Here is a 9,744-nt window from a genome sequence, read left to right on the forward strand (position 1 = left end):
CGCCGTCCGCAGCCGGATGCGGTCCACGCCCTCCGTGAACTGCACCCGCTCGGCCCCGAACCGCTCGTACAGGCCCTCCAGCGGGGTGGAGCGGTGCAGGAGACTGCCGCTGTACCAGTCGAGCTTGCACTCGTCGGCGAGCGGGCCGACGACCGCGATCCGGGCGTCCGGGGCCAGCGGCAGCAGGTCGCCGTCGTTCTTCAGCAGCACGATCGCCTGCTCGGCGGCCTCCTGGGCGAGCGCGCGGTGCTCCGGGGTGTCGAACGCGCCGGTGGCCGCGTGCGGATCCCGGTCCGGGTCGAACTCGCCGAGCCGGAACCGGACGGAGAGCTGGCGGCGCACGGCGGCGTCGACGTCCGCCTCGGTCAACAGCCCCTGCTCCAGAGCCCCCTCGACCCGCGCGGTGATCGCCGAACCGTCCGTGCCGTGGTCGGTGAAGCTGTCCACGCCGGCCAGCAGGGCCGCCGCGGTGGCCTCCTCGTGGGTGTCGAAGTAGTGCTCGGCGTCGACCAGGTTGGACGGCGCGCCCGCGTCCGAGCAGACCAGCAGCTCCTCGTCGGTCCAGGTGCGCAGGTGCTCGCGCAGGTAGGGGGAGACGTGGTTGGGGCGGCCGTTGACCAGGTTGTAGGCCGGCATCACCCCGGCCACCGCGCCCGCCCGCACCGTCTCCCGGAAGGCGCGCAGGTCGTACTCGTGCAGCACCCGCGGGCGCACGGAGGCCGACGAAGTGGCCCGGTCCGTCTCGTTGTTGTGCGCCAGCCAGTGCTTGAGCACGGGCGCGGTACGCCAGTAAAGGGGGTGGTCGCCGCGCAGGCCCCGGGTGTACGCCGTGGCGATGGCGCTGGTCAGACGGGGGTCCTCCGCGTAGCCCTCCTCGTTGCGGCCCCACAGCGGGTGGCGCAGCAGGTTGACCGTGGGGGACCAGACGTTCAGGCCGACGCGGTCGTCCCGGGCGCGCATCGCGCGGGCCTCCTTGCCGACGGCCTCGCCGATCCGCCGGACCAGCTCCGGGTTCCAGGTCGCGCCGAGGCCGACGGCCTGCGGGAACACGGTCGCCGGGCCCATCCACGCCACCCCGTGCAGGGCCTCCTGGCCGGTGCGCCAGGCGGCGATGCCGAGGCGCTCCACGGCGGGCACGAACTGGTGCAGGAAGGAGATCTTCTCGTCCAGGGTGAGCCGTGCCAGCAGGTCGTCGACGCGCTTCGGGAACGGCAGACGCGGATCGCGGAAAGGCGGTGTGGGCGGCGAGTCAACGGTCACGAGTGGTTCCCCTTGCGCATGGAGCGGCTGACGCTTTCGAAGCGCTTCGATGCTCAATGCGCGGAAGCCGGGGTGTCAAGGTGCCGGTCCGAAACGGCGCCGACATCTCTCCGGGTCGGCGAAGAGAGTCGAGGGACCGAAGGCCCCTCGGGCATCGGAGGAAACTTGGGATCGACCCTTGTGCGCCCCCAGGTGTTCACTTAACCTCGCAGCAACATCGAAGCGCTTCGACTGCTGCCCATCGCACCCAGCGCTTCCGCTCAGCCGATCCACTGAAGACACCGCGACCGACGGCCCGCCGCCGGGCGTCCCGGTGCGCCATGAAGGGTTGACGCAATGACGCCGAACGCCGCCTCCTCCGCCCCCAGCAGGAGAAGCTTCCTCGCCTCCACAGCGGTCGCCGCCGCGGCGGTGGGCGGCGGACTCCCGTTGCTCACCGCCTGCGGCGGCGGCCAGGACGGCCGCAAGGAAGGCACCACCTCCGGCAAGGCGGCCCGGAAGATCCTCCCCGCGTACGTGGCATCGAGCGTCGTCGCCCCCGACATCCCCGCGAAGAACGGCTCCGCCGTCGGCTTCACCAAGGCCGTCGCCCTCGACCGGCTCAAGACCTCCGTGCCGAGGAAGCTCGGCAGCGGCGGCGAGCTGACGATCATGGCACCGCTGTGGGGCACCCCGCCGGACAACGGCAACCCGTACTACACGGCCATGAACGAGGCCATCGGCGTCCGGACCAGGTGGCAGAACCAGGACGGCAACACCTATGACGAGAAGCTCGGCGCGATCCTCGCCTCCAGCGACATCCCGGACGTCGTGGTCGTCCCCGGCTGGAACCTGAACGGCAAGATCCCCAACGCCGTCAACGCCAAGTTCGCCGACCTCGGCCCCTACCTGTCCGGCGACAAGGTCAAGGACTACCCCAACCTCGCCGCCGTCCCCACCGACGCCTGGCAGCGCTGCATCTTCGGCGGTCAGCTGCGCGCGATCCCGCTGCCCGGCTCCTACGTCCCCAACATCGCGCCCTTCTACCGCAAGGACGTCTTCGACAAACACGGCTGGCAACTCCCCCGGAGCACCGACGAGTTCCTCGCCTGGGCGAAGGAGGCCACCGACGCCAAGGGCGGGGTGTGGGCCTGCTCCGACATGAAGTGGACCGCGTTCAACGCCTTCGGGGTCCTCAACGGCGGCGACAAGGCGCTGTGGTGGAACCTCCAGGACGGCAAGCTGATCAACCGGATCGAGACCGAGGAGTACCTCGAAGCCCTGGAGTGGGCCCGCAAGCTGTTCGCCGCCGGTGTGGTCCACCCCGACGACAAGGCCGGCAAGACCACCAACCCGGCCGGCACCCGCTTCACCGCCGGCAAGCTCCTCGTCTACAACAACGACCTGTCCGACTGGTTCGGCAAGATCTCCGAACAGCACGCCCAGAACCCGGACTTCCGGATGGCCGCGATGGACATCTTCACCCACGACGGCGGCGACCCCCTGCTGTGGGCGGGTCAGCCCTGCAACATCTTCACGTTCGTCAACCGGAAAGCGTCGGAGCGGAAGATCAAGGACTTCCTCGCCATCGCCAACTTCTGCGCCGCCCCCTACGGCACGAAGGAGCGCCTGCTCGCGGAGTACGGCGTCGAGGGCACCGACTTCACCCTGGACAAGAGGGGCGTGCCCACCAAGACCACCAAGGGCGTCAACGAGGTCCTCGGCGCCTTCGACTACACCGGCAAGCCCGCCGCCTACGTCGCCCACCCCGACTTCCCCGACGTCACCCGGGGCATGATCGAGTGGCAGCAGCGCATGGGCGCCTTCACCAAGAAGTCCTCCTTCTACGGCCTGACGATCACCGAACCCGGCCGCTGGTCCAACCTCGCCGACGACTTCGAGCAGCTGGAGGACGACGTCGTCCGCGGCCGCAAGAAGATCGGCGACGTGCAGCAGGCGGTCTCCGACTGGAAGAAGCGGGGCGGCGACGACCTGCGCGACTGGTACCGCAAGCTGCTCGACACCACCGGTTCGGCGCAGTGACCAGCACCGTGCCCCGCAGCAGCGCCGGGACGAAGCGGAAACCGGTGGCCGGCGACACCGCCGGACGCCGCGAGCGCGCCCGGAAGGCAGGCCTGCGCACCAGGTTCCGGCGCGACCGCGCCCTGATCCTGATGACCCTGCCCGTGGTGCTGCTGCTCCTGGTTTTCAACTACGTCCCGATCCTCGGCAACGTCGTCGCCTTCCAGGACTACGACCCCTACCTCAGCGACAACGGCTTCATCGCCGTCTTCCAGAGCCCCTGGGTCGGCCTGGAGCAGTTCCAGCGGGTCTTCGGGGACGCCGAGTTCCGGCACGCCGTCCAGAACACGCTCGTCCTGTTCCTGCTCCAGCTGGTGCTATTCTTCCCGATCCCGATCGCGCTGGCCCTGCTCATCAACAGCGTGATCCGGCCCCGGGTCCGCGCCGTCGCCCAGGCGGTCATGTACCTGCCGCACTTCTTCTCCTGGGTGCTGGTCGTCACCGTCTTCCAGCAGATCTTCGGCGGCGCCGGCGTCCTCGCGCAGACCCTGCGCGAACACGGGCACCCGGGCTTCGACATCATGACCGACCCGTCGGTCTTCAAGTACCTGGTGACCGCCCAGATGGTCTGGAAGGACGCCGGCTGGGGCATCATCGTCTTCCTCGCGGCCCTCGCCGCCGTCCCCCACGACCTGTACGAAGCCGCCGCGATGGACGGCGCCGGGCGCTGGCGCCGCATGTGGCACATCACGCTGCCCGCGCTGCGACCGGTGATCGCCCTGCTGCTCGTGCTGCGCGTCGGCGACGCCCTCTCCGTCGGCTTCGAGCAGTTCCTGCTCCAGCGGCAGGCGGTCGGCCCGGACGCCTCCGAGGTGCTCGACACCTACGTGTGGTGGAACGGCATCCGCAACCAGGACTTCAGCTACGCCGCGGCGGCCGGCCTGATCAAGGGCGTCGTCGGACTGACCCTCGTCCTCGTGGCGAACAAGGCGGCCCATCTGATGGGCGAGCAGGGGGTGTACAAGAAATGAGCGCCGTGGCCGACCGGCCGGTACCGGAGGGCGTGCGCGGGCGGAGCCGGTGGGCCGCGCCGCCCCGGCCGGTCTGGGAGGAGGAGCCGGCGAGGGCCGGACTCGCCGCCAAGGGGCTGGTCCTGGGCATCGCGTGCTTCGCCGTGCTCTTCCCGCTGTGGATCGTGATCGTCACCAGCCTGTCCCCGAAGAAGGTCATCGACGACACCGGCGGGCTCGTGGTGATCCCCAAGGGCATCACGTTCGTCGCCTACCAGGAGCTGCTCGGCGGCGGCCAGGTGCAGCGGGCCGCGCTCGTCAGCATCGGGGTGACCGTCGTCGGCACGCTGTTCAGCATGACGGTGTCGGTGCTGTGCGCCTACGGCCTGTCCCGCCGGGACTCGCTGGGCCACCGCTGGATCCTGATGACGCTGCTCGCCACGATGTTCTTCGGCGCCGGGCTGATCCCGACGTACCTGCTGGTGCAGGCGCTCGGCCTCACCGACACCTACCTGGCGCTGATCCTGCCGAGCGCAGTGAGCGTGTTCAACATCCTCGTGCTGCGCGGGTTCTTCATGGGCATCTCGCCCGAACTCGTCGACAGCGCGCGGATCGACGGGGCGGGGGAGTGGCGGATCCTGTGGCGGATCGTGCTGCCGCTGTCCCGGGCCGTGCTCGCGGTGATCACACTGTTCTACGCGGTCGGGTACTGGAGCGCGTGGTTCAACGCGTCGATCTATCTGACCGACCAGAAGATGATGCCGCTGCAGAACGTGATGATCCAGCTGGTGCAGAAGCAGGAACGGCCGGTGGGACTGGCGGCCCAGATCAACACCGGGCAGCTGTCGCCGCTGGCCGTCCAGATGGCCGTGATGGTCCTGGCCCTGCTGCCGGTGGCCGTCCTCTCGCCGTTCGTCCAGAAGCATTTCCGCAAGGGGATGCTGACGGGTGCGGTGAAGGGGTAGCCGGGGCGCGCTCCGAAGAGGGCGGTGCGGCCCGTCGGCGACCGCGGGTCCGTCGTGACTGATCGCGCGGTTCCCCGCGCCCCCTACCGGGCCCGCCCCGCCCCCGTACCGCACCACCCCACCCAGACCCCCACCCGAGGTGCCCCATGCCCACCCGCAGAACCGTCCTCGCCGGAACCGCGGCAGCCGCCGCACTCGCCACCCTGCCCGCCCACGCGCACGCGGCCGAGCCCGAGCCCGAGCGGCACCCGTACCGCTGGCGCACCGCGGTCGTCGGCGGCACCGGATTCGTGACCGGTCTCCTCTTCCACCCCACCACCCCGGGCCTGGCCTACGCCCGCACCGACATCGGCGGCGCCTACCGCTGGGACCGGGACACCGACCGCTGGACACCCCTGACCGACCACCTCGGCTGGGACGACTGGAACCTGTTCGGCGTGGAGGCCCTGGCGGTCGACCCGGCCCACCCCGGCCGGCTGTACCTGGCGCTCGGCACGTACACCCAGCCGTGGGCCGGCAACGGGGCCCTGCTGCGCTCGGAGGACCGCGGCCGCACCTGGCACCGCGGTGACCTCCCCGTGCGGCTCGGCGGCAACGAGGACGGCCGGGGTACCGGCGAACGGCTCCTCGTGGACCCCCGCGACAGCGACACCCTGTGGCTGGGCACCCGCCATGACGGGCTGCTCAAGTCCACCGACCGGGGCGCGAGCTGGGAGCGGCAGAGCGGGTTCCCGCCCGCCCCGAGCGGCACCGGCCAAGGCGTCACCCTGCTCGTCGCCGCCGGCCGTACCCTCTACGCCGGCTGGGGCGACGGCGACGGCACGAGCGCGCGTCCGAACCTGTACCGCACCACCGACGGCACCGGCTGGGAACCCGTCCCGGGCCAGCCGGCCGGCGCCTCCGCCAGGGTGCCGGTACGCGCCGCCCACGACCCCCGCGCCCACGCGCTGTACGTCACGTACGCCGACGCCCCCGGCCCGAACGGGCAGAGCACCGGCAGCGTGCACAAGCTGGACACGGTCACCGGCGCCTGGAGCGATGTCACCCCGGCCGTCCCGGGCGGCGCCGACACCTTCGGGTACGGCGGGGTCGCGGTGGCCGCCGTCCGTCCGGGCACGGTCGTGGTGTCCACCAACAACCGCTGGTCGGCGGTCGACACGCTGTACCGCAGCACCGACGGCGGCCGCAGCTGGGTCTCCCTGAAGGACACCGCCGTCCTCGACGTCTCCGAGACCCCCTATCTCGAGTGGGGCGCCGGGACGCCCAAGTTCGGCTGGTGGATCCAGACCGTGGCCGTGGACCCGTACGACAGCGCGCACATCCTCTACGGCACCGGCGCCACCGTCTACGGCACCCGCGACCTCGTCCACTGGACGCCCCGGGTCCGCGGCCTGGAGGAGACCTCGGTCCGGCAGCTGGTCTCGCCGCCCGCCGGTCCGGCCCACCTGATCAGCGCCAACGGGGACATCGGCGTGCTGTACCACGAGCGGCTGACCGCCTCCCCGACCCACGGCATGGCCACGAACCCCGTCTTCGGCACGGCGACCGGCCTGGCGCTGGCCGCGGCGAAACCGTCGTACGTCGTGCGCACCGGCTGGGGCGACCACGGCAACGGCGCCTTCTCCACCGACGGCGGACGCACCTGGTCGCCCTTCCCGGCCCAGCCCGCCCTCGCCGAGGACGCCCCCGGCCCCATCGCCGTCAGCGCCGACGGCAGCGTGCTGCTGTGGAGCTGCGCGCAGGACGGGACCGAGTACCGCGCCCACCGCTCGGCGGACGGCGGACGCACCTGGCAGGAGGTTCCGTCCTTCCCCAAGGGCGCCACCCCGGTCGCCGACCCCGTCGACCCGGCCGTCTTCCACGCCTACGACACCGACACCGGGACCCTGTACGGCAGCACCGACCACGGCCGCACCTTCGCCGCCCGGTCCACTCGACTGCCCTCGGGCGACAGCCGGTTCCAGCTCGCCGTGGCCCCGGGACGGGCGGGTGACCTGTGGGTGAGCGCGAAGGAGAACGGGCTGTACCGGTCCACCGACGCGGGCGCGAGCTTCACCAAGGCCGACGGGGTACGGGCCTCGTACACCGTCGGGTTCGGCAAGGCCGCCCCCGGCGCCCGCTACCCGGCCGTCTACCACGTGGGCGCGCTCACCGGCTCCGGCGTGGCCGTCCTGCGCTCCGACGACGGCGGCCGCACCTGGGTCCGCATCAACGACGACGCCCACCAGTGGGGCTGGACCGGGCAGACCGTCACCGGCGACCCCCGCCGGTACGGCCGGGTCTACCTCGGCACCAACGGGCGGGGCATCCAGTACGGGGAGCCCGCATGAGCCCGTCCCTCGCCGACGTCACCCGGGGCCGCATCCTCTTCGGCGGCGACTACAACCCCGAGCAGTGGCCGGAGGAGACCTGGCAGGAGGACGTCCGGCTGATGGGGGAGGCCGGGGTCAACTCCGTCACGCTCGGCGTCTTCTCCTGGTCCCGGCTCGAACCGGAGCCCGGCGCGCGGGAGTTCGGCTGGCTGGACCGGCTGATGGACCTGCTGCACGAGCACGGCGTCGGTGTCGTCCTCGCCACGCCCACCGCCTCCCCGCCGCCCTGGATGGGCCGGCTGCACCCGGACACCCTGCCCCGGGACGCCGACGGCCGGACCGAGTGGTGGGGCGGGCGGCAGCACTTCTCGCACTCCAGCGCCACCTACCGCCGGTACGCCGCCGCCATCACCGAGGACCTGGCCGCCCGGTACGCCGGCCACCCGGCGCTGACCATGTGGCACATCAACAACGAGTACTGCACCTTCGACCACGGCGACGAGGCAGCCGCCGCCTTCCGCCGCTGGCTGCGCGAGAAGTACGGCACCCTGGACGCCCTCAACTCGGCCTGGGGGACGGCCTTCTGGAGCCAGGGCTACGACACCTGGGACGGCATCCTGCCGCCGCGCCGCCCGCACTACATGAAGAACCCCGCCCAGGTGCTGGACTTCCGGCGGTTCACCTCCGACATGCTCCTGGAGTGCTACGCCGCCGAACGGGACATCGTCCGCCGGCACACCCCGCACCTGCCGGTGACCACCAACTTCATGCCGCTGTGGACCGGGCAGGACGGCTGGCGGTGGGCCCGCGAGGAGGACGTGGTCTCCGTCGACCTGTACCCCGACCCGCGCGACCCGCTCGGCGCCCAGCGCGGCGCGCTGGTGCAGGACCTCACCCGGTCGCAGGCGCGCGGGCCGTGGATGCTGATGGAACAGGCGGCCGGGCCGGTCAACTGGCGCGGGGTGAACCACCCCAAGCCGCGCGGACTGAACCGGCTGTGGTCCTTCCAGTCCGTCGCCCGCGGCGCCGACGCCGTCTGCTACTTCCAGTGGCGCCAGTCCCGGCAGGGCGCCGAGAAGTTCCACTCCGGGATGGTCGGCCACGCGGGGCCCGAGGGGCGCGCGTTCCAGGAGGTCAGGCAGCTCGGCGCCGACCTCGCCCGGGTCGCGGACCAGGTGTCCGGCACCCGGATCACCGCCGACGTGGCCATCCTCCACGACTGGCACTCCTGGTGGGCCGGCGACCACGAGGGGCGCCCGTCGACGCTGGTCGACTACCCCGAGGTGCTCACCGCCTGGCACCGCGCGCTGTGGGAGGCCCACCTCACCGCCGACTTCGCCCACCCGGAGGACGACCTGTCCGGCTACCGGCTCGTCGTCGCCCCGCAGCCGTACCTCCTGACCGACTCCGCCCTCGCCAACCTCCTCGCGTACGCCGGCGGGGGCGGCACCCTCGTCTGCGGCTTCCTCTCCGGCGTCGTCGACGAGGACGACCGGATCCGTCCCGGCGGCATGGACGCCCGGCTGCGCGAGCTGTTCGGCATCCGCACCCTGCACGAGTGGTGGCCGCTGGAGGCGGGGGAGACCGTCGCGTGCGAGGGCTTCCGCGGCACGCTGTGGTCGGAGGAGATCGAGCCGGAGCCCGGGGCCGCCGAGACCGTGCCCTACCGGGGCGGCGAGCTGGACGGGCTGCCCGCCGTACTGCGCCGGGACCGCGCCTGGTACCTGTCCACGCTCCCCGAACCGGACGCGCTGCGCTCGCTGCTGGCCCACATCGCCGCCGGGGCCGGGGTCCGGCCGGTGCTGGACGGGCTGCCGGACGCGGTGGAGGCGGTGCGCCGGGGCGACCTGCTGTTCCTGCTGAACCACGGGCGGGAGCCGGTCACCGTCGCGGTCCCCGGCACCCACCGTGACCTGCTCGGCGGCGCGGAGGTCACGGACACGCTCACCCTCGGCCGCTACGGCGTGGCGGTGCTGCGGTCATGAGCGCCACGCCGGTCCACGGCACCTGGGAACCGGCCCCGGCCGCCCGCTGGGAGGACGCCTTCCTGAGCGGCAACGGCCACCACGGCGCCCTCGTGTACGGTGACCCGGACGACGAGCGGGTCATCGTCACCCAGCACACCCTCGTCCGGCCCAACGGCGCCGAACACGCCCGGCCGCCCCGGCTGGCCGCCGCCCTGCCCGGGATCCAGGA

General features: G+C 72.2%; 7 protein-coding genes. 6 read left to right on the forward strand and 1 reads right to left on the reverse strand.

The window, feature by feature from the left end:
- The coding region (locus H5J33_RS13495) for a glycoside hydrolase family 3 protein (protein ID WP_181795148.1) at positions 1 to 1,260 on the reverse strand (1,260 nt) is incomplete at its 3' end.
- 336 nt (positions 1,261 to 1,596) lie between these two features.
- Here H5J33_RS13495 and H5J33_RS13500 point away from each other — a divergent pair.
- The 6 genes from H5J33_RS13500 to H5J33_RS13525 form a co-directional block, all read left to right on the forward strand.
- Positions 1,597 to 3,282 carry an extracellular solute-binding protein gene (locus H5J33_RS13500; RefSeq protein ID WP_181795149.1) on the forward strand — a complete coding sequence of 562 codons (1,686 nt, stop codon included), beginning with the start codon at positions 1,597 to 1,599 and terminating at the stop codon, positions 3,280 to 3,282.
- Positions 3,279 to 4,292 carry an ABC transporter permease gene (locus tag H5J33_RS13505; RefSeq protein ID WP_399552821.1) on the forward strand — a complete coding sequence of 338 codons (1,014 nt, stop codon included), beginning with the start codon at positions 3,279 to 3,281 and terminating at the stop codon, positions 4,290 to 4,292. Before H5J33_RS13500 ends, H5J33_RS13505 begins: the two co-directional genes overlap by 4 nt.
- Positions 4,289 to 5,236, forward strand: a complete 948-nt coding sequence (locus H5J33_RS13510; protein WP_181795150.1) for a carbohydrate ABC transporter permease — start codon at positions 4,289 to 4,291, stop codon at positions 5,234 to 5,236. Before H5J33_RS13505 ends, H5J33_RS13510 begins: the two co-directional genes overlap by 4 nt.
- A 146-nt stretch (positions 5,237 to 5,382) precedes the next feature.
- On the forward strand, positions 5,383 to 7,566 hold the full coding sequence (locus H5J33_RS13515; protein ID WP_181795151.1) for a sialidase family protein: 2,184 nt from the start codon (positions 5,383 to 5,385) through the stop codon (positions 7,564 to 7,566).
- Positions 7,563 to 9,533, forward strand: a complete 1,971-nt coding sequence (locus tag H5J33_RS13520; RefSeq protein WP_181795152.1) for a beta-galactosidase — start codon at positions 7,563 to 7,565, stop codon at positions 9,531 to 9,533. Before H5J33_RS13515 ends, H5J33_RS13520 begins: the two co-directional genes overlap by 4 nt.
- Positions 9,530 to 9,744, forward strand: a 215-nt coding sequence (locus H5J33_RS13525; RefSeq protein WP_181795153.1) for a glycoside hydrolase N-terminal domain-containing protein, incomplete at its 3' end; no start/stop codon positions are given. The genes H5J33_RS13520 and H5J33_RS13525, both read left to right, overlap by 4 nt.

It is taken from the genome of Streptomyces sp. WELS2, assembly GCF_013870595.1.
In the GTDB taxonomy this organism is placed as follows: Bacteria; Actinomycetota; Actinomycetes; order Streptomycetales; family Streptomycetaceae; genus Streptomyces.